This is a genomic window from Sporomusa aerivorans, from assembly GCF_041428895.1.
In the GTDB taxonomy this organism is placed as follows: Bacteria; Bacillota; Negativicutes; order Sporomusales; family Sporomusaceae; genus Sporomusa; species Sporomusa aerivorans.
This window is the reverse complement of sequence record NZ_CP156926.1, coordinates 4,436,933-4,457,519: the sequence shown is the minus strand read 5'-3', so window position 1 is coordinate 4,457,519 and position 20,587 is coordinate 4,436,933. Positions and strand designations below refer to the sequence as shown.

Below are 20,587 nucleotides of genomic sequence, written 5' to 3'. Positions count from 1 at the left end.
AATGAAATGTCCCGGGCAATTTCCCGGGGAATAACCGACTATTTCGTAATCTGATAGCTGTATTTTTTTATAATCTCCTCGGAAATAACCCGGTGGATTCCCGGAGCCAAGGTGGAGAGTAACGGGGATGCAAATCCCATAATCAAACCAAGCGTATTGAAGAGGGTATTACTGTTCTTTTTATAGAAATGCTGCCATAAATCCGGGTATGGCAAATGTAAGGCATTGATTTCCGGCAGCGAATGTAATGCCGCCTGCCAGCGGTCGCGGACTTTTATCTCCCGGTCGGAAAAGCAAATGACAGTCGGCTGATTTCGCTTGAGGGACCAGACAATGGTAGGATCATGGACTGCCAGCAGCCAGTGTGATGAATTACCGATGGCTTTGATGGTTTGGGAATCGGGGTCAAAGGCCAGCCCATGAAGTTGATCGGCGATCGCACCGGATGGTTCAGCCAGGGCCCAGAAATTGTGAGTAAACGGGGTAAATGGTATTCTGTAAGCCCGCGCCTGAATATTCCAAAGGCCGCCAGGCAAGGTACCCTTCATACGTTCCCCCCTTATCTAGCCTGATAGAAAGTATACCTTTCGCCTGATAAGTGCAGTATCAGCTGACGCTGTCGCCAAAGGCCCGGCGTCAGCCGTGTTTTCTTACAAAAAAGTTCCTGTTACAAAAAAGGTTCCTCTGGCTTTAACGATTAAATTGCCATCACTGTCAACAATATCCGCTTCCGCTACCATGGTTCTGCTGCCATCATGGATTACTGTGCCGACAGCCGTAAGGGCTGCCGGGCATTCGGCGGCACGGATATAATTAAGATTCATATCCAGGGTAACCACTTTTTTTCCGGTAGTTGCACAGGCCATTCCCATAGCGGTATCAGCCAGCGATGCCAGTGCGCCGCCATGGGCCGTCTGGTACAAATTGGTATGCATGTCGGCGAGTACTGGCATTGACAACTTGGCCAACCGTGTGTCCAGCGTAAGAATCTCCATTTTTAGTAAAGTTACAAAAGCATTTTGTGAATACAGTTTAAGTAGATGATCTTTTAACAACATAGATTGCTCTAGCATGGATTTTCCTCCTTAGGTTCAGTGATACTATTTTACCATAGTATTCTTTGCCCGATATGAAATCCAACAAAGATTTTTTTAAAACCGGGTATGGGGTACGCTTTGCCGCTGATGCTTACCCTATGTTCTTACTAGCACCCTGCCTGTGAATTTTTATTGGATACTATCCAGACAAAAACGGTAAATATTTCGTTTTGCCAGCGGGAGAAAACGCAGTATAATAAAGGTTGTCCTTTTACCTTTAAGCCTAGCGGAGATGAGCAGATGAAAAGAACTATGCCGGCATTTTTTTTATTTTCTTTACTTGTTTTTGTTTTCGCTTCGGTCGCATCGCCAGCCTATGCGGCGGCTAACAGTGCCGTAAATGCGCCTGTTGTTGACTGGAGTTCTATTGCGAGTGGGCAGTTGCCTACATACAACAAAAATAGAACGCCAGACAGACCTGATAATAGCCTGCAAGGCAGACTGATTGTTATTGATCCCGGTCATGGCGGCAGCGATACCGGTGCGATTGGCCCGAGTAAAGTAATGGAAAAGGATGTTGCTTTGCTCATTGCCCAGGAACTGCGTAAAATGCTGAACGACGTTGGCGTAACCGTGCTGATGACCCGGACGAGTGACCGGAGTGTAGCCTATGTAGGCGCTGCCGACAAAGAAGAATTGGCCGCCCGGATTGGTCTGGCCAATCAGGCTAACGCCGACATGTTCATAAGTATTCATGCCAATGCATTTTACGATCTTGCCGGCGGTACGTCAACGTACTTTTATGGTGCGACAGAACGTGATGCATTATTAGCCCGGTCTGTACAAAACAATCTGGTTGCCCAACTACAGCTTTATGACCGCGGTATCGAACAAAATGATTTTTTTGTTCTTAAATACGCTCAGGTTCCCGCCGTTCTGGTAGAGACTGCCTTTATATCCAACCCGTTGGAGGAAAGTCTGCTTGCCAACCGCGGCTTTGACAGAAAGGCAGCCCTAGGCATATACAACGGCATCAGGCAATATTTTGCAGCAGCAAGATAGAGAATTGCTTTGCACTTAAGTTCCACCCCTGTAGGCAGGAAATCATTGCAAGCCGGCATACTTATATAGTACAGCAACCGCGAACTCCCCGGTAATGGCCGGGGAGTTCTTTTGTCTATATCATACACTGGAAATTATAAGTTTTGTGCGTCGCTGAGGCCTTATAAAACAAAGGGTGCCGGTTTACAAGGCCCGGTGCGGGCGGCCGTCATACAACACTGCGCCGCTGGCGCTTAGCCTCCGCTTATGCATAACGAATGCTGACGGTGTAAGGCCGCGTTAGCGGTTTTTCTTATAGCTTTCGCCAAAGGCTCGGCGCAAGCCGTGTTTTCTTTATACCGAAAGAAAACCTTAATTCTTTTATAAGGGCATAGCGATTTCCTCATTCGGAGCAAGCGATTTTTTTGCCAAGTAGGAGATTGGGTTCTTGTCGCGAATAGGAATAATCAGGAGGGACAGCTACATGTCAAAGACCATTATTATAGCTCTATATAACCGGAATTACCGGATTTTTTTTGCCGGCCAGGGCCTGTCGATAATTGGCACCTGGATGCAGAATGTTGCCCTAAGCTGGCTGATATACCGTCTTACCGATTCGGCGTTTATGCTGGGACTGGTAGCCTTTATGGGACAGATTCCTAACTTTGTTCTGGCGCCTTTTGCCGGTGTATGGATAGACCGTCTGGGTAAACGCGCGGTTCTGATCATTACTCAGATTCTCAGTCTGCTGCAGGCCACGCTGTTGGCTTATCTTACATTATCGAGCCAGATTGGGATTGATCATATTCTAATATTGAGCTTGTTTCTGGGCTGTGTTAATGCTTTTGATGTACCGGCCCGGAATGCCTTTTCAGTAGAAATGATGGACACGCAGGAGGAGCGGCAAAATACCATTGCCTTAAATTCCGTTACCTATAATATGGCCAGACTGCTGGGGCCTTCGGCCGCCGGCATTTTAATCCCGCTGATCGGCGAAGGCTATTGTTTTGTACTTAATGTCGCCAGTTACTTCATATCCATACTATCTCTTCTGGCGCTAGAGATTTCTGCTAACAGCCAGGCCAAACGACATAGTAATATGCTGGCGCATTTTCAGGAAGGCTATAGGTATACGTTTAAACAACTGCCTCTGCGCAATATCCTGATATTGCTCGGGATTATCAGCCTGACGGCCATGCCTTACACTGTTTTATTGCCGGTTTTTGTATCGCAGCATCTGAACGCCAGCGCCGGGACCCTCGGCTTTTTGATGGCTGTGTCCGGGTGCGGTTCCCTGCTTGCAGCCATTGGTATTGCCTCCCGGTCGGAGTTTCAGGGACTGGAAAAGTTGCTGGTTGTTGCGGCTATCATAATTGGCGTAGGGCTGCTGGCCTTTCTGCTGCCGGCTAACCTCTGGCTGGCTGCCTTGCTGATGTTCATTTTGGGGGTAGGTTTTTTAATTCAGGTTGTGGGCAGCAATACCCTGTTGCAATGTATGGTTGACGACTCTATGCGGGGCCGGGTAATGAGCTTTTATACCATGACTTTAATGGGCATTGGGCCAATCGGCAGTTTGCTGGCCGGGTTGCTGGCAAGTGAAATTGGTGCTGTGTACACAATGGCAATCGGCGGCGTATGCTCAATCGCCGGTGCTGTCTTTTTCGCCCGGCGCTTATCGGTTTTTCGCATTCAGGCCTGTCCTATTTATGTTCAGTCAGGCAGTCTTTCTTCGCGGGACGAGTGCCGTTATTAAGTAAGAGAAGAGTAAGGAGGAAGGGCAATGAAAAAAATATGGTTGGCCGGCGGCTGTTTCTGGGGGGTTGAAGCCTATTTCCAGCAACTGAAAGGAGTACTTGCTACTAAGGTCGGGTACGGACAGGGAACCCGGTCCAATCCTACTTATGAACAAGTCTGTTCCGGTGCGACCGGACATGCCGAAATTTGTGAAGTAACCTATGATGAGAACGCTATAACATTAGAAAAAGTGCTCGAGCATTTTTTCCGGATCATCGACCCGACCAGTCTCAACCGGCAGGGACCTGACCGGGGAACACAATACCGTTCCGGCATCTATTTTACTGATGAGCCGGAAAAAACGACGATTGCGGCCTTTATCCAAAAAATGCAGCCCGGGTACCAAGCTCCCATTGTTGTCGAGGTGGAGCCTTTGCAAAGCTTCTATCCGGCGGAAGACTATCACCAGAATTATCTACAGAGGACGCCGGGGGGATATTGCCATATAAACCTCGGCTTAGCTGCGCCTGAAGAACGGCGGCAATAAAGAAAATAGCTATAGGACGCAGTAATTTGGTGATATTTTTTTTCATTATTAATATTAATAAGTATAGGTATTACCTTACTGTGTGTTCACCACAGAGGCAAAGTATAAATATTGCTTTTGGGCAATGAGTAGGTGGGTATTGTACATGTTTAGGGACAAACCGACAAACATGCCTGGCAAAAATCAAATTTGGAAAAAATTCATAAGTAACGGCAACCTGGATGACCAGCTTCTCCTGCCAGCCGAAATTGCCGATTCTTGGCTGCGGTGTTCACGGATTGCCCTGAATCCGGGTGACGGCCGGGGGCAAAATATTCTCGAACAGGCCAGTGTAAGAAGTATGCTGGAAAAAAACCAGGAGATTATCAGTATTGCTAAACCGTTTATGGCGAATCTTTATGAGTTTTTTCGCAACTCGGGCTTTATGGTGGTGCTGGCCGACGCCAATGGCTATGTTATGGAGAGTTTTGGCGACCGTGATGCCTTGTCCAGTGCCAGGAAACTTCACTTTGTCCAGGGAGCAAGCTGGCGTGAATGCGACGTAGGCACAAACGCGATCGCCGTCGGTATTGTGACAGGCAAACCTGTGCAGGTTTCGGGAGCGGAGCATTTTTGTTTAAAACATCACTGGTGGACTTGCTCGGCAGCGCCTATCTATGGAGCTGACGGCCAGATTGTAGCTTTTCTTGATCTGTCAGGACCGGCTAAGTCGGCGTATTCGCATACTTTAGGAATGGTTGTGGCCGCCGCAAACGCCATCAGCACCCAAATCGGCATTCAGCAAAAAAATTATGAGTTGTCGATTATGAACAAGCACCTATCCAGTATATTTAATACAATATCAGACGGTGTCATCTTATTTGACAGGTTTGGCCGGGTTAAGGAGTACAATCCGGTAGCCAAAAAGATATTGGGTAAGAGCGCCGACATAGCCTGCGGTACACCGGTGCAGTCCCTATTTAAGGGGAATGACCAACTGATCCAGAAGATGTTAAGCGGTAAAGAAACCTATACGGATGTGGAATTTCAGCCTGACGGCAAAAACAGTCCCAGCCGCTGCGCTATTTCCGGTGAGATTATCTTTGATAAACAAGGCGGCATTAACGGCGGTGTTATCACCTTACGGCCCATTGAGAAGATTCATAGCCTGGTGAACCGGTTAAGCGGTCATTATACAACTTTCAAATTCGGCGATATTCTTGGCAGCAGCCGCGCGATTCAGGATGCAGTGCTGCAAGCTGTTGCCGCTGCAGCCACCGCCTCTAATGTTATCCTACAGGGGGAGAGCGGTACGGGGAAGGAAATGTTTGCTCAGGCTATCCATAATAAGAGCGCCAGGCGCAACGGTCCTTTTGTAGCGCTGAATTGTGGCGCAATCCCGCGGGAACTGGTAGGCAGCGAGTTATTTGGCTATGAGGACGGAGCTTTTACCGGGGCTAAGCGCGGCGGCCGTCCGGGTAATTTTGAGCTGGCTTCCGGCGGCACATTATTTCTCGATGAAATTGGCGATATGCCGTTAGAGCAGCAGGTTGCGCTGCTTAGAGTATTGCAGGAAAAAAAGGTCTCCCGTGTTGGCGGGCACAAGGTCATTCCGGTCGATGTGAGAATTATCTGCGCCACTAATAAGGACTTGGGTAAACTGGTGGAAAGCGGCGTGTTCCGGCAGGATTTATATTTTAGGCTTAACGTATTTAAACTTGAAATTCCTCCCTTACGGGATCGCCGGGAGGATATTGAACTGTTATTTAAGCATTTTGTACAGCAAATTGGCAGCGAGCAGGGACGGGAGATAAAAATTGAAGCCGATGCGCAGCAGTGTATAAACAGCTATGCCTGGCCGGGAAATGTCCGCGAGCTTAACAACGTAGCGGAACGAGCCTGCAACCTGGCCGGTGACGGTGTGATTGCCATAACGTGCCTGCCGCCGGAAGTAAGCTCTCTGCGGCAGAATAGAGAGATAATTACCGGCAACAGGGAGATCAGGCAAATTTGTTTGCAGCAGGAATTGGAGCAAATAAATAGCCTCTTGCAACAGGAACACGGCAATATCAGCCGGGTAGCCGGTATGCTGGGGATGGCCCGCAGTACACTGTATCGCAAAATGAAGAAATATTCAATCTTTCACTAACATCCTGCCGGTAAATCTGTATTGACACTATACAACTACTGTAGCAAAGTGTAGCGGGTACTACGCCGGCGCTACAAAACGCTACAGTTAAACGCTACAGGCTGGAACGCGTACTGCAAACCGGCCTGGTTTCTTCTAAAATATTTGAGATTTCTGAATAGTGGTGTACAAGGAATCGCGCCTCCTGCCGGGAGGAGGCGCGATTCCTTTTTATTTTGTTGGCATAAGATTTGCAATTATAGTTGATGAACGTTCAATGGTTGCTGCAACTTACCCTTGGGGAACGGAGGTGATAGGGTGAACCGCAAGCGCTATATTGTCGAATTCGGTATGGGAGCTGATTTGCATGGCGGTGATGTTACCAAAGCGGCTCAACGGGCCGTAAAAGATGCTATGTCCCGAAGTTGTCTGTGTGGCTTATTTGATATTGTCGGCATCCGTGACCCAAATCAGATGATTGTCGAGGTCAGAATCGGCTGCCCGCAGCCGGAGCAAGTTCAGCTTGATGCCGTGAAAGGCATGGTTCCGTTTGGTTCGGTAACCGTAGAGGCGGTGGCCGGCGGGCTAACAGTCAAGGGGTTGTACTTGCCGGCGCTGGGGGAAGGCGACAACATCATGGTAGCGGTAGCGGCGCTGACGGTCTATATTGACTGGCCACAGAGCGGTTAGGCACGGTGACGGATGGTATTGCCAGAAAAGAAAATGGGGGGAGAATTATGGAACTTTCCAAGGAAAAATTATTGGGTTTCTATGAAACTATGCTGACTATCAGGGCTTTCGAAAGCAAAGCGGTCGAATTGTTTGCCGACAATCAGCTGCCTGGTTTTGTACATCTTTATCTTGGCGAGGAAGCAGTTGCCACCGGGGTCTGCGGCAGTTTGTCAGACAAAGACTTTATAACCAGTACGCATCGCGGTCATGGGCATCTCATTGCCAAAGGCGGCAAAGTGGATCTGATGATGGCCGAATTGTTCGGCAAGGCCACAGGATACTGTAAAGGCAAGGGCGGGTCCATGCACATTGCAGATGTAGAACTCGGTATTTTAGGGGCTAACGGTATTGTCGGCGCCGGACAGCCGATCGCCGCCGGTGCGGCTTTTGCCTGCAAATATAAGAAAACCGACGCCGTTGCCGTCTGCTTCTTTGGCGACGGGGCGTCCAACCGCGGTACTTTTCACGAGGCGTTAAACATGGCATCCGTATGGAAATTGCCGTTAGTTTTTATCTGCGAAAACAACATGTATGGCATCTCTAACTGCCAGCGGGATCATATGCGGGTTACCGACGTATCCGACCGGGCTGCGGCCTATGGCATTCCCGGCATGACGGTTGACGGCAATGACGTTGTCGCTGTGTACGAGGCTGCCAGTGAAGCTATTGAACGGGCCAGACGGGGAGACGGTCCGAGCCTGGTGGAGTGCAAGACCTGGAGATGGCGCGGCCATTTTGAAGGTGATCCGGGAGCTTATAAAGATCCGGCTGAACAGGAAGCCTGGCTGAAAAAAGATCCTATTCCCCGTTTTGCAGAAAAACTCCTGGAACTCAAAGTTGCAACAGCAGCGGAATTAGACGCAATCAGGGAAAAAGTACAAGCGCAAATTGACGCCGCCATCCGGTTCTCACAGGAAAGTCCGGACCCTAGCCCGGAAGAAGCTTTGACCGATGTCTACGCGTAAAGCAAATGAGAAAGGGTGAACAAAATGAAGGAAATGACATATGCGGAAGCCATTAGAGACGGAATGCGTGTGGAAATGCAAAGAGATCCCAATGTGTATATCTGGGGCGAAGATGTGGGCAAATTCGGCGGTTGCTTTGGTGTGACCAGCGGCTTGGTCGATGAATTCCCCGGACGGGTTGTCGATACTCCCATTAGTGAAACGGCCATTGTGGGGGCGGCTGTCGGCGCCGCCGCGGCCGGCCTCAGGCCTATTGCCGAAATTATGTTTGTTGATTTTATGGGCGTTTGTATGGACGAATTGTTCAACCAGGCCGCCAAAATGCACTATATGTTTGGCGGTAAGGCCAAGATCCCGATGGTACTCCGCACTCCCTGCGGGGCGGGAATGGGGGCGGCCGCCCAGCACTCGCAAAGTATGGAAGCCTGGTTTACCCATATTCCCGGCATTAAAACAGTTATGCCTTCCACCCCGGCTGATGCCAAGGGCTTAATGGCGGCTGCCGTGCGTGATGACAATCCGGTTATGTATATCGAGCACAAGCAGCTTTTGGGCGTGAAAGGCGATGTACCGGCAGGCGATTATGTTATCCCGCTTGGCAAAGCCGATATCAAGAAAGAAGGCTCTGATGTCACGATAGTAGCCTGGTCCTGGATGGTGCATAAAGCCTTAGCCGCCGCCGAAGCCCTGGCTGAGGAAGGTATTCAGGCCGAGGTGCTTGACCCGCGAACCCTTATGCCGCTTGATACCGAGAGCATCCTCAAGTCGGTTGGCAAAACCGGTAGGCTGGTTATTGTGCAGGAAGCCGTTAAGACCGGTGGTTTCGGCGGGGAAATCGCCGCCATTGTCGCTGAAGAGGGGATGGATCTTCTGGATGGCCCCATCAAACGGGTGGCTATGCCCTTTACACCGATTCCCTTTAGCCCGGTGCTGGAGAACTACGTTATTCCCAGTGAAGAAAAAATTATTGCCGCAGTGAAGAGTCTATTTTAAACGCTTGGATAGGTGGTGAGGAAGTTGGGACATGTCGGCATAATTGCCAATCCGGCCTCCGGTAAAGATATTCGCCGGCTTGTGGCATACGGAACGGTTGTTGACAATCTTGAAAAAGTAAATATTGTCCGGCGACTGATCCTAAGCCTGGCAGCCGGCGGCATAACAAAAATTACGTATATGCCTGAGTACTATGGCATTGTTGCCGGTGCAATGGAAAGTATCTGCAGCCGGCACCGGCCGGATATTACCGTGGAAGCTGCCGAACTATGTCTGACCGGTACCCAGATTGACAGTTTTTTTGCGGCCGAGGCCATGGCTGCTGCCGGCGTTGGCTGCATCATCACGCTCGGCGGGGACGGGACCAACCGTATGGTGGCCAAAGGCTGCCGGCATGTACCTATTCTTCCGATTTCCACAGGCACCAATAACGTATTTCCGGCCTGGATTGAAGGCACGATAGCCGGTTTGGCCGCGGCCGTTGTGGCCAAGGGACTGGTAGCCGGGGCTCCGGCCGTAACTCCCAGTAAAAAGTTAGTCATTCTTAAGGATGGTCAGCCGGTGGACATTGCCATCGTGGATGCTGTTGTCCTAAAAAATGCTTTTATCGGCTCGCGGGCAGTCTGGGATGCTGGTCAGATCAGGCGGATCGTGGTAACCAGGGGAGAGCCGCACAACATTGGGATATCGGCTATTGCCGGTCAGCTGGCGCCAGTACTGCCCGGTGAACCCAAAGGTGTGGACATTGAAGTCGGCGCCGGCGGCAGTATCGAGGTGCGGGCGCCGATTGCACCTGGCCTGATTGAAAATGTGCCGGTGTATCAGTACCGCTATATCGATCTGGATGAGGTTGTGGAAGTAAGCGCGCCCTGCATCATTGCTTTGGACGGCGAGCGGGAAGTACAAGTGCGCGAAGGTGAAAAGGTAGAAATCAAATTGACCTTTGACGGTCCTAATGTTATTGACGCCGCAGCGGCGCTGCGGCTGGCGGTCGCCAGGGGGTACGGAATCCGGCAGATAACGCAAAACCATGAAAATAAGGAGGAGCAGTAATGGCGACAGAAGTTAACATGCCTAAGCTGGGCTTGTCTATGAAAGAAGGTACTGTCGGTAAATGGCTGAAAAACGAGGGGGACGCCGTTAAAAAAGGCGAAGCCCTGCTTGAAGTTATGACCGACAAAATTGCCAATAAGCTTGACGCTCCCGCTGACGGGATTTTACTTAAGATCGTGGCCAATAAAAAGGCCAAACTTCCGGTAGGTGGTCTCCTGGGGGTTATCGGCAGTGCAGGGGAAGATATCGGTGAATTGCTTAAGAGAGCTGCTGCCGTCAAGGCGGCGCCGGCGGCTAAGCAGGCGGAAACCAAGGTAGTTGCTAAGGCGGCTGCGGCCCAGCCGGGCGCCAGGGTTAAGATTTCACCGGCTGCCCGCGCGTTGGCCGAAGCCAATGGCATCGACTATACCGTACTGGCCGGTACCGGGCCGGAAGGCCGCATTGTGCGTGAAGATATTGAACAGGCCATTGCCAGCCAAAGCGCAGCTGTCGATGAACGGGCCGCAATCGAAAGTATTCCTTATGAGGGAATGCGTCAGGCCATTGGAGAAAATATGGCCAGCAGCTGGGCCGCAGCTCCCAAAGTTACTCATCATATCGGCGTAGACTTGACTAACCTGCAGTCGCTGCGCGCCACCATTAATGCCGATGTCAAAGACAATGAAAAAGTATCGGTGACTGACTTGCTGGTAAAAGCCGTAGCCAGGGCGCTGGAAACCCATCCGCGGATCAATTCGACGCTTAGCGGCGACGAAATCCGCGTCCTGAAGGACATCAATATCGGGGTAGCCATCGCCATTCCCGATGGTCTGGTTGTGCCGGTTGTGCGCAATGCCAACCACAAAAATCTGACGGATGTCAGCCGGGAGATTAAGGATTTTGCCAAACGGGCCCGGAAAAACAAACTGGAGACCGAGGAAATGGCCGGCGGCACATTTACTGTTACCAATCTCGGCGGTTACGGATCGGTAGAGTATTTTACCCCGATTATCAATCCGCCGGAAGCAGCTATTTTAGGTGTTGGCCGGACAGTGGAAAAACCGGTTGTCGTGGCCGGTCAGATTGCCGTCAGACCCATTATGGGACTGTCCTTCGCTTTCGACCACCGTTTGATTGACGGTGCGCCGGCAGCCGAATTTTTGGCGACGTTAATAAAACTTATTGAACAGCCGTACCGGATTTTTATCCAGTAAACAAATTTTAAAATTTAATTGGAAAAGGCGGGGATTGATAGTGGCGGAAGATAGCATGGATTTAGTGAGTGAACTACAGTCTGGCATGGGGCAGGTGCAAAGTGAAAGCCCGGAACTAATGGCTGCCTTTGTGCAGATGGACCAGGCTGCCTATGTCGAAGGGGAATTAGAGCGCAAATATAAAGAGCTTATTGGCGTGGGGATTGCCCTGGCCGTTCGCTGCGAATACTGCATGAACATTCATGTTAAAAACGCGTTGGCTGAGGGCGCTACCCGGGAAGAAATTTTAGAGGCGGCGGCCGTGGCCGTAGCATTTGGCGGATCACCGGCAATGGCCTATTTGTCAACAACAATTATGAAGGCTTTGGACGCTTTTGAATAATGAATAAGAATGTTGCTGCCGATGCTGACAGGCCCGCGTGGCTGACTCTGCCGGTGCCTGAGGAACAGGCGCTTAACCGGATGAAACGTCTTTTGGATCGGGGGCGGCTGCATTCAGTGTGCGAAAGTGCCGATTGCCCCAATATTGGAGAATGTTTTGCCAACAGAACCTGTACCTTTATGATATTGGGCAGCCGCTGTACCCGTAACTGCGGCTTTTGCGCCGTGAGTTACGGACAGCCGGATGCGGTCGATCCGGATGAGCCGCAGTTACTGGCCGCTACCGCCAAAGAGCTTGGTTTGCGGCATGTGGTTATCACTTCGGTAACCAGAGATGATCTCAAGGACGGCGGAGCAAGTCAGTTTGCCGCCGCCGTCAGAGCGGTTAGAGAACAGTTGCCCCAGGCCGGCACGGAAGTGCTGATTCCCGACTTTCAGGGGAGTCGCAGGGCGCTCGGCATTGTACTTGCGGCTAAACCGGATATTTTGAACCATAATGTTGAAACAGTGCCGCGGCTATATCCCTTTGTCAGGCCGCAAGCCATTTATAGCCGGTCACTGGCCGTGTTAAGCCGCACACGCCAGGCCGGGCCGGAAATTGTGGTTAAATCCGGTTTAATGTTGGGACTGGGCGAAGAGACAAGTGAAATCATAGCTGTGATGCAGGACCTCTTTAATGCCGGTTGTCAAATGCTGACACTGGGGCAATATCTTCGCCCGTCGCCGGCGCATATACCTGTGGCCCGGTACATACATCCCGATGTTTTCCGCTCCCTGGCGGAAACGGCGCGGCAGATGGGGTTTAGCCATGTCAGCGCCGGACCCATGGTGCGCAGTTCCTACCATGCAGACTATTCCTTTGCCGCCCTGCATCAGGAGTGAGAATAGTATTTAATAGATAGGGAGGAGAAACACATGCTTAAGGCAGCTTTTATATTTGTTGCTCCGGGAGCCAACAGTCAAAAGCATCGCAGTGTTATCGCCACACCGGCTGTGGAGCTTACCGCTCTGGGGGTGAGTGACTATCCGGCGGCTGTGGCTGCGGTCAAAGAACTGGTAGACCAGGGAATAACCGCTATCGAATTGTGCGGCGGGTTTGGGCATGAAGGGGTGGCGCAAATTAAGCAAGCGGCCGGAAAACAGGCCGCTGTCGGTGTCGTCCGGTTTGATACACACCCCGGACTGGCAGGCAAAAGCGGCGATGATGTGTTTTGAGAAGCAAGACTGTTAAAAAGGATTGCCGGCTGCTTACGTTGGGCTGCATTCCCTATGCCGAAACCTGGCAGCTGCAGCAGGATATTGCAGCTGCCAGGCGTGAAGGCAGCTGTCAGGACACTCTAATCCTGGTTGAGCATCTCTCTGTCTTTACGCTGGGACGATCGGGAACCAGGGCCAATGTAAAAGTCGCCGATGAGGTTCTTGCCAAAGCCGGCCTGGAAGTAATAGAGGTTGACCGGGGCGGCGATATCACCTATCACGGTCCGGGCCAACTGGTAGGATACCCTATTATTGACCTGAGGGGGTACAAACAGGATTTGCATTACTATGCGTACCTGCTGGAAGAAGTCATTATCCGTACATTGGCCGATTATAGCATTACAGGCTATCGAGAAGCGGGATTAACCGGGGTATGGACAGGGCGCGGCAAGATCGCGGCTATCGGTATTGGGGCGCGGGGGTGGGTTACCATGCACGGGTTTGCCGTAAACATTGACCCGGACATGAGTTATTTTTCTTTGATCAATCCGTGCGGGATAACCGGCAGGCCGGTTGTATCGATGCGTGAACTCGGCGTCGCTGCCGGTGTGGAAGAGGTTGCCGGCCGGCTGATACAGCAGTTTGCCGCGGTATTTGGGGTTACTTTCAGCAGTTTGGACGGCAAGCTGCTTTGGGCGGCGGTGTCAGGGCGGTGCGGAGGCCGGGAATGAAGCTTTACAGGCTTGGCGCTATACCCTGGGATGAAACCCAGGCCATCTATCATGCCCTGGCCCATAATGGGCAGGAAGGACTTGTTATTTGCCGTCCGGCCTCGCCATGTGTATGTTTGGGACTGCATGACGATGTAAAGCAGGAAGTCAATCTGAAGTACTGCCGGGATAACAGCCTGCCGCTCATCCGGCGGGATATCGGTGGCGGCATGGTGCTTTTGGCTGAGGGGCAGTTATTTTTTCAACTGGTGCTTCAGGCCGGCAACCCGCTGTTAACAGGGCGGCGCGAACAATTCTTTACCCAGTTCTTACAGCCTGCCGTCCGTACGCTGGCTGACTTCGGCATCCGGGCGGCTTTAAAGCCGCCGGCCGATATTGTGGTTAATGGCCGTAAGATATCCGGCAATGGCGCTGGCGATATTAACGGATATGCGGTGTATACCGGCAATATCTTACTTACCTTTAACCGGCAGGTCATGACCCAGGTCTTTAATGTCCCGGCAGGCCGTTTTCGCGCAATGGTAGGTCTGTCGTTAGAACAGTATCTGACAACCATGACCGATGAACTGGGGTATGAGCCGGATATCGGGCTGGTGGAGGAACGCTTGGTTTCCCATTTTGCCGCCTGGCTGGATGTAGTGCCGGGTGAGTATTCGCCGGCTCTTCAAGCAAGTGTTCGCGAGCTGTCCGTAGTCTTAACCAGCCCGGAATTCCTCAGCCTGCCTGGCAAACGGAGTTATACGCGGCAAGTAAAAATCAAGGAAGGAACTTATGTGCGTTTGCATCCTTTTCCACAATGCATTAAGACAACACTGGCCGGTCAGGGAGCCTGCAATAACAGGCTGGGAAGCCCGTGCACAGGGTATGTCATCCTGGTTGTGGAGGATAAGCGCATCGTTGAGTTTGAATATTATGGGCTTGCTTGTCTGGATGAATTCGGCATTAATTCTTTAAGCGCCAGGCTGATCGGCAGGTCTTGGCAGAAGTATGATATCGGCGTTGCCCTGGCAGAATGGCTCATAGACGACCAGACCGGCGCGAGACAACTTCTAAAAGAACCGGTAACCAATTGGATACTGGGTACATAGATGGAGAAGAAATCTTTCTTGGATACGGAGGGGATAGTTGTGGCGCAGTATGAGATACCACAAGGTTTATATTACACGCAGGATCATGCCTGGGTGAAAGTGGAAGGCAATACAATACGGATTGGCATAACTGACTTTATGCAAAAGCTGGCTGGTGAAATTACTTTTATCCGCATTCCCCGGGCCGGAAAAGCACTGGCGGCAGGCGCTACGCTCAGTTCGATTCAGTCCGGCAAATGGGCGGGAAAAATTCAGGCCCCTATGACGGGAAAAGTGCTGGAAGCCAATGGCGAGCTGCCTGCCAATCCCAAGTTATTAAATAATGACTGCTACGGTGCAGGCTGGATCTGTGTCATGGAACCGGAAAATCTGGCGGAGGGGCTGGCAGGATTAATTCATGGCGATGCCGCCGACAAATTCTTCACCGAAGAACACGCCAAATTTGCCAAGACCGAGTAAACGGTGACGTCGCCTGCCTGCTATGGGAAGGAGAGTACATGGTATGGATGTGGAAACTGTAGAAAGACTGCAAAAAATGTTTGGCGACCGCGCAACGACTGATTTGTTTGAACGCAGCTTTTACCAGCGCGATCTGGCGCCGGTGCCGGATTTTTTGGTCAAGCCGCTGGCTGTTACTTTGCCTGATATTGTGCTGCGGCCCCGGAGTACCGAAGAAGTCGCCGCTATCGTCAGTCTTGCGGCAGCGCACAATGTCCCGGTAACAACACGGGCGGGAGGGTCTACTGTCTATTTCAACACAGTATGTACCCGCGGCGGTATCATTCTTGACAGTAACGGCTTGGATTCTTTAGTAACGGTGGACAGTGTCAATAATACCGTCCGGGCCGGCGCCGGCATGACTTGGTGGAAACTCGCACAGGTACTTGAACGCAGCCGGCTGGCTTTATGTTCTTATCCCAGCAGTGCGCAGAGCGCCACTGTCGGCGGCTGGCTGGCAATGATGGGCTATGGTCTGGGCAGCTTGCCCTATGGTCCGCTCATCGAGCAGGTTATAGCGGCCCAGGTGGTGCTGCCTGACGGCAGTATCCGGGAATTAACGAAAACAAGTCAGCCACCGGTTGATTGTCTGGCTGCCTCGGAAGGCACACTGGGGGTTATTACCGAGGTCGAGCTTAAGGTCCGCCCTCAGCCTGAGTCGCAGTGGCATGGTTTGGCGGCTTTCCGCGATGCCGTAGATATGCAGGCGTTTATCGAAGAGGCGGCAGCCTTAGCCAACAAGCCTTTTAACCTACATTTCAGCGATCCGGGCTGCAATGCTTTACGTCACCGGCTAGGCCTGGGCAGCGAACAGGCTGCTAATGTTTATACCGTTGCCTTTGATACCGATGGTACGCAGAAAGAAACCGAGGCGGCTTGTCAGGCGTATCACCGCTGCCGGCAGAAGACAGACGGTGAGGATTTGGCGGGAGAGGGCGAAGCAGAGTGGCAGCATCGCTTCTTTTCTCTTGTCTTGAAACGGGAAGGCCCTTCCCTGCTGGGGGTGGAAATTTGGCTGCCGGTTACCGGGCTTGCAGAGTATTTGGAGTCTGTGGCCGGTCTGGAGAAAACGAAATCCCTTGGGTTAAAAAGCTACGGCCATATTGTTACCCCAAGCCATGCTATGGTTATGACCATGTTTAATGCCGATGAGCGGGATACGGTAGGATATTTGCAAGGTTTAGCCTTTGTGAAAAAACTGCACGACATTGGCGCCAGATATGGCGGCAGTCCGTATGGTATCGGTCTGTGGAACACGCCTTATCTGGCGCGATGTTACAGCCAGGCTGCATTGCAAGAACTAAAGGAGCAAAAAACGCTGCTTGATCCCCGGGGTATCATGAATCCGGGCAAACGGTATGAAGCGCCGCTGCTGCTTAAGCCGGCATTATTTAGCGTAGGCATGGATTTGCTGGCAGCCACAACGCTGGTATACCGCGGCAGGGGCGGGAGGAATCAATTATGAGTTCAGGCAGTTTTTACAAGAATCTAACGGAGGAATCGCTTATCTGCGGCCGGTGCGGCAACTGCCGGAGCGACTGCCCGGTTTACCAGGAAATAGGCTGGGAGTCGGCTGCGCCGCGGGGAAAAATTTCGCTGGCGCGCGAGTTGTTTGCCAGAAACGCCGGCAAGCTGAGTCCGGAATATGCCAAACGCGTTACGCAATGCACCCTGTGCGGCGCGTGTACTAAAGCTTGCGCCGCCAGGATTGACCTGCAGGCTTTATGGCAGGATCTCAGGGCCCAAGTTGTGGCCGCCGGCCAGGCGCCGGCAGCTTATACCGCTATGGTTGCAAACCTGAAAGACAAAAAGAATATTTCCAGTTTTGCCAATATAACCAGACTGGACTGGGCCGAAGAACTGGAGGAAATACCTGACGCTCTTGACCAGGAGCCAGGCGCTGAAATTGCTTATTTTGTGGGCTGTGTATCCTCGTTTTTCCCCCGGGCGGCCCAGGTGCCTGTTGCCATGGTGCAATTACTGCAAAAAGCCGAAGCAAGTTTCACGACGCTGGGGCCGGAAGAATGGTGCTGCGGTTTTCCTCTGTTAGCGGCCGGACAACCGGAGGCCATCGGCGAATTTGCCAGGCATAATGTGGCGCAGGTGCGGGAACTGGGGGCCAAAACGCTTGTTACCGGCTGCGCCTCCTGCTACCATGTCTTTAGTCATGTTTACCCGGAGCTGGTGGGCGAACCTCTTGGGTTTCGCCTGGTGCATGCGACAGAACTGCTGGCTGAACTGCTTACGGAGGGACGGTTGGTTCCCCGCGAAGTGGATGTTACCGTGACGTATCACGATCCCTGTGATTTGGGGCGCAACAGCGGTGTTGTCAGCGCACCGCGGGCCGTTATAAACAGCATACCCGGTGTACGGCTGGTTGAAATGGCGACCGCCGGCGAGGACTCCACCTGCTGTGGCGGCGGCGGCAATTTGCAGGGAGCCGATCCAGGTCTGGCTGACGCTATCGCCCGCAAACGGATTCAGGAAGCGGCGGCAACCGGCGCTTCCATCGTTGTGTCGGCTTGCCAGCAATGCGAACAAATGCTGGAGAAAGCCGCCAGAGCTGAAAAATTGCCGCTTACCGTTATGGATGTCGCAGAATTATTGCTGATGGCTTTGGCAAAGTAGCGTACGGTAAGAAAGGAGGATAACAGATGAGCGTAAGTAAATGGAGTTTTCCGGAAGATCTGCTGTTTGACACTCACTACCAATGGATAAAGGCGGCAGGCAATAAAGTGCTGTTTGGTTTGACTCCTTATGGTCTGGAGATAACCGGTGACGTCTTATATCTGTCGTTGCCGCCGGTTGGCGCCGAGGTTGCCGCCGGCGGCGCCTGCGGCTCACTGGAAGCCGGCAAGTGGGTAGGCAGAGTGTATGCGCCGGTTTCGGGACGAGTGACGAGGATTAATGAAACCGTGCAGGCCAGTCCGGCCCTGATTGGCCATAGTCCGTTCAATAGCTGGTTTGCCGAAATTGAACTCAGTCAGAACGCAGCGTCGAGTGAGCTGATGGACGCGGCCGGCGTGCGCGCCTGGCTGACCGAGGAACTGAAAAACGATGCATGATACTCGTGACTATACCACCTTCCGGGTTCTGGATTCAGTGCCCCGGATAGCAGCCGAACATATGGCTCTTGACAAAGTGATCATAGAGCTGCACAGCCGGGGGGAGACTCCCAATACTTTACGGTTTCTGCAGTTTAAGCCCTGTGCGCTTGTCGGACTGCATCAAAATACGTATTTAGAAGTCAATGTGCCTTACTGCCGGCAGAATGGGATTGATATAAACCGCAGGATTACCGGTGGGGGCAGTTTATACTGGGGCCCCTTCGAATTAGGCTGGGAGATGTATGCCAGTAAAAAAACTCCCGGTATTCCCCGGAAGGTTGAGAACATGTACCGGCTATTGTGCGAAGCTATGGTACACGGGTTAGACAAATTAGGGCTTAAAGCCGCCGCATACCGGCCGGTCAATGATATTGAACTAAACGGGCGTAAGCTATCTGGCACCGGCGGCGCCGAACTGGCGGATTCTTTTGTGTTTCAGTGCAGTTTACTGGTAGATTTTAATGTGGATGAGATGCTAAAGGTACTCAGGCTGCCGGTGGAAAAACTGGGAGATAAAGACGTGAAATCGATGCGGGACAGGGTGACCTGCCTCAGGGAACAATTGGGGTATGTTCCGGACCAGCGGCTTATCAAACAGGCAATTTTAGGCGGCTTGCGCGAAACCTTAGACTATGAATTTTTTACCGGAGAGCTATCGCTGCCGGAAATGCAACTATTGGTGCAGTATTTGCCGGAATTTCAGAGTGAGGACTGGATTTTCGGCAGGGTAGGCAATGTTGTTAATACCATTGACAGTGTTGTGAGCTACAAAGCGCCGGGAGGGCTTATCCGGGTACAGATGCGGCTGGATGAAACCATCCGTACTATCAAATATGTAATCATCAGCGGTGATTTTTTTGCGTATCCGGCCAGGGTTATCAATGATTTGGAGAACGCTCTGAAAAACACGCCTATTGATAAAGCACGTATTGTCAGCACAATTGACAGTTTTTTTTTAGCCGGTCAGGCTGAGATTCCCGGAGTGATGCCCGAACATTTTGTGTCAGCGGTATTGCTTGCCATAGACCAGGCGAAAAAAGAGCTGGCAACCGTACCGTTGATAACACCGGAGGTTTATTATGAAACTCGCAAAACAATATGACGCTGTTGTTGTCGGGGCCGGACCGGCCGGCAGTACGGCGGCCCGGAGGCTGGGGCAAGCCGGCCTTCGCGTGCTTTTGCTTGAGCGGAAAAAGGTAGTTGGCGCCGGCGTTCAATGCGCCGAGTTTGTACCCGTAATTATTTCGCAGTACACAAGCCTCAGAGAAGATCATATCGCTCAGCGGATTAAAGGGATAAACACATATGTCAGTGGTAAACTGGCAAGTTGTCTTAAGGCGCCGGGCTATGTGCTCAACCGGGCTCCCTGGGAACAAGCGCAGGCGGAGGCGGCGGAACAGGCAGGAGTTTTGGTAAGCCGGGGGGCCCGCGTTACCGGGATTGCCAGGAATGTGGTCACCATTGCCAGCGGCAGCAGACTGTGGGCGGTTACCGCCGATTATATACTGGGGTGTGACGGTCCGCGTTCGCTTGTCAGTGCAGCGATCGGCAATGAACAGCAGGAACTGTGTATAGCCCTGCAGTATGAGCTGGCTTTAGAAAAGCCAACGGCCTATGCGGCGATTTACTTTGAACCGGCCTATTATGGCGGTTATGCCTGGGTTTTTCCCAAAGGGGCAACGGCTAATGTCGGTTTGGCTGTTCATAGTACATATAAAGACAAATTACGGTTGCTCTTGACTGCATTCTGCCGCAAACTGGCAGAAGAGAAAATTGTGCAGGAAAAACCTGTTTTATCTGTAACAGGCGGCCCGATACCGGCCGGCGGCTTGGTTAACCGATTGGAAAGCGGCCATATGCTGCTGGCCGGGGATGCTGCCGGTTGTACTCATCCGATTACCGGGGCGGGGATAATGAATGCTGTTGTGAGCGGTCACCTGGCAGCCAGGGCCGTAATTACGAACGCTAGCAGTCAGGGCGCCCAGCCGCTGGCCGAAAATTATACCCGGGCAATAAAAGACCAATATGGCAGGCAGTTTGCCATTGCCTGTGAACGGCTGCAACGCCGTACTGAGGAGTGGACTGATAATAGGGCTGAATTTCTGGCGCTAATCCGGCGGAGCTGGATTGCTTTTCCAGAGTATTATGCATAACACCGCTGGATTTTTCCAGGATATGTTTTT

At 51.9% G+C, this 20,587-nt stretch carries 22 protein-coding genes; 20 read left to right on the top strand and 2 right to left on the bottom strand.

Annotated features, from left to right (window positions below; translation table 11 throughout):
• Positions 1–38: 38 nt before the first annotated feature.
• Together SATMO3_RS21565 and SATMO3_RS21560 are read right to left on the bottom strand one after the other, a co-directional pair.
• Positions 39–548 (bottom strand): hypothetical protein, encoded by a 510-nt coding sequence (locus SATMO3_RS21565; RefSeq protein ID WP_371371795.1) that lies wholly within the window; start codon positions 546–548, stop codon positions 39–41.
• A gap of 102 nt (positions 549–650) precedes the next feature.
• Positions 651–1,073 carry a PaaI family thioesterase gene (locus tag SATMO3_RS21560; RefSeq protein ID WP_371371794.1) on the bottom strand — a complete coding sequence of 141 codons (423 nt, stop codon included), beginning with the start codon at positions 1,071–1,073 and terminating at the stop codon, positions 651–653.
• Between the two features lie 264 nt (positions 1,074–1,337).
• Here SATMO3_RS21560 and SATMO3_RS21555 point away from each other — a divergent pair, with 264 nt between their 5' ends.
• From SATMO3_RS21555 to SATMO3_RS21460, 20 genes are all read left to right on the top strand, one after another.
• Positions 1,338–2,099 (top strand): N-acetylmuramoyl-L-alanine amidase, encoded by a 762-nt coding sequence (locus SATMO3_RS21555; protein WP_371371792.1) that lies wholly within the window; start codon positions 1,338–1,340, stop codon positions 2,097–2,099.
• 463 nt (positions 2,100–2,562) lie between these two features.
• Complete coding sequence (locus SATMO3_RS21550; protein ID WP_371371791.1) at positions 2,563–3,831, top strand: MFS transporter; 1,269 nt, start codon at positions 2,563–2,565, stop codon at positions 3,829–3,831.
• Positions 3,832–3,858: 27 nt separating this feature from the next.
• Positions 3,859–4,359 carry a peptide-methionine (S)-S-oxide reductase MsrA gene (msrA, locus tag SATMO3_RS21545; RefSeq protein WP_371371789.1) on the top strand — a complete coding sequence of 167 codons (501 nt, stop codon included), beginning with the start codon at positions 3,859–3,861 and terminating at the stop codon, positions 4,357–4,359.
• Between the two features lie 145 nt (positions 4,360–4,504).
• A complete protein-coding gene (locus SATMO3_RS21540; protein ID WP_371371787.1) occupies positions 4,505–6,487 on the top strand; it encodes a sigma-54-dependent Fis family transcriptional regulator in 1,983 nt (660 codons plus the stop codon).
• 297 nt (positions 6,488–6,784) lie between these two features.
• Complete coding sequence (locus SATMO3_RS21535) at positions 6,785–7,156, top strand: Lin0512 family protein (RefSeq protein ID WP_371371786.1); 372 nt, start codon at positions 6,785–6,787, stop codon at positions 7,154–7,156.
• A gap of 47 nt (positions 7,157–7,203) precedes the next feature.
• Complete coding sequence (locus SATMO3_RS21530; protein ID WP_371371785.1) at positions 7,204–8,163, top strand: thiamine pyrophosphate-dependent dehydrogenase E1 component subunit alpha; 960 nt, start codon at positions 7,204–7,206, stop codon at positions 8,161–8,163.
• A 24-nt stretch (positions 8,164–8,187) separates the two neighbouring features.
• Entirely contained in the window at positions 8,188–9,156 is a 969-nt protein-coding gene (locus SATMO3_RS21525; protein WP_371371783.1) for an alpha-ketoacid dehydrogenase subunit beta, read from the top strand.
• Positions 9,157–9,180: 24 nt separating this feature from the next.
• Entirely contained in the window at positions 9,181–10,209 is a 1,029-nt protein-coding gene (locus SATMO3_RS21520; RefSeq protein ID WP_371371781.1) for an NAD(+)/NADH kinase, read from the top strand.
• Positions 10,209–11,402, top strand: a complete 1,194-nt coding sequence (locus tag SATMO3_RS21515) for a dihydrolipoamide acetyltransferase family protein (protein ID WP_371371780.1) — start codon at positions 10,209–10,211, stop codon at positions 11,400–11,402. Before SATMO3_RS21520 ends, SATMO3_RS21515 begins: the two co-directional genes overlap by 1 nt.
• A 40-nt stretch (positions 11,403–11,442) precedes the next feature.
• Complete coding sequence (locus SATMO3_RS21510) at positions 11,443–11,784, top strand: carboxymuconolactone decarboxylase family protein (RefSeq protein WP_371371779.1); 342 nt, start codon at positions 11,443–11,445, stop codon at positions 11,782–11,784.
• Positions 11,784–12,665, top strand: a complete 882-nt coding sequence (lipA, locus tag SATMO3_RS21505; protein WP_371371777.1) for a lipoyl synthase — start codon at positions 11,784–11,786, stop codon at positions 12,663–12,665. The genes SATMO3_RS21510 and lipA overlap by 1 nt, the downstream gene beginning before the upstream one ends.
• Before the next feature lie 33 nt (positions 12,666–12,698).
• Positions 12,699–12,998, top strand: a complete 300-nt coding sequence (locus tag SATMO3_RS21500; protein ID WP_371371775.1) for a DUF6506 family protein — start codon at positions 12,699–12,701, stop codon at positions 12,996–12,998.
• The gene (gene lipB, locus SATMO3_RS21495; RefSeq protein ID WP_371371774.1) at positions 12,995–13,711 is read left to right on the top strand and encodes a lipoyl(octanoyl) transferase LipB; all 717 of its coding nucleotides are present in this window, start codon (positions 12,995–12,997) and stop codon (positions 13,709–13,711) included. Before SATMO3_RS21500 ends, lipB begins: the two co-directional genes overlap by 4 nt.
• Positions 13,708–14,799, top strand: a complete 1,092-nt coding sequence (locus SATMO3_RS21490; RefSeq protein WP_371371772.1) for a biotin/lipoate A/B protein ligase family protein — start codon at positions 13,708–13,710, stop codon at positions 14,797–14,799. Before lipB ends, SATMO3_RS21490 begins: the two co-directional genes overlap by 4 nt.
• A 39-nt stretch (positions 14,800–14,838) precedes the next feature.
• On the top strand, positions 14,839–15,258 hold the full coding sequence (locus SATMO3_RS21485; protein WP_371371771.1) for a glycine cleavage system protein H: 420 nt from the start codon (positions 14,839–14,841) through the stop codon (positions 15,256–15,258).
• Between the two features lie 43 nt (positions 15,259–15,301).
• Positions 15,302–16,762, top strand: coding sequence for an FAD-binding oxidoreductase (locus tag SATMO3_RS21480; RefSeq protein ID WP_371371770.1), 1,461 nt, complete (start codon positions 15,302–15,304; stop codon positions 16,760–16,762).
• Positions 16,759–17,925 (top strand): (Fe-S)-binding protein, encoded by a 1,167-nt coding sequence (locus tag SATMO3_RS21475; protein WP_371371769.1) that lies wholly within the window; start codon positions 16,759–16,761, stop codon positions 17,923–17,925. Before SATMO3_RS21480 ends, SATMO3_RS21475 begins: the two co-directional genes overlap by 4 nt.
• Positions 17,926–17,951: 26 nt before the next feature.
• Positions 17,952–18,362 (top strand): glycine cleavage system protein H, encoded by a 411-nt coding sequence (locus SATMO3_RS21470; RefSeq protein WP_371371767.1) that lies wholly within the window; start codon positions 17,952–17,954, stop codon positions 18,360–18,362.
• The gene (locus tag SATMO3_RS21465; protein ID WP_371371766.1) at positions 18,355–19,506 is read left to right on the top strand and encodes a lipoate--protein ligase; all 1,152 of its coding nucleotides are present in this window, start codon (positions 18,355–18,357) and stop codon (positions 19,504–19,506) included. Before SATMO3_RS21470 ends, SATMO3_RS21465 begins: the two co-directional genes overlap by 8 nt.
• Positions 19,484–20,557 (top strand): geranylgeranyl reductase family protein, encoded by a 1,074-nt coding sequence (locus tag SATMO3_RS21460; protein ID WP_371371764.1) that lies wholly within the window; start codon positions 19,484–19,486, stop codon positions 20,555–20,557. The genes SATMO3_RS21465 and SATMO3_RS21460 overlap by 23 nt, the downstream gene beginning before the upstream one ends.
• The last annotated feature ends 30 nt before the right edge of the window (positions 20,558–20,587 follow it).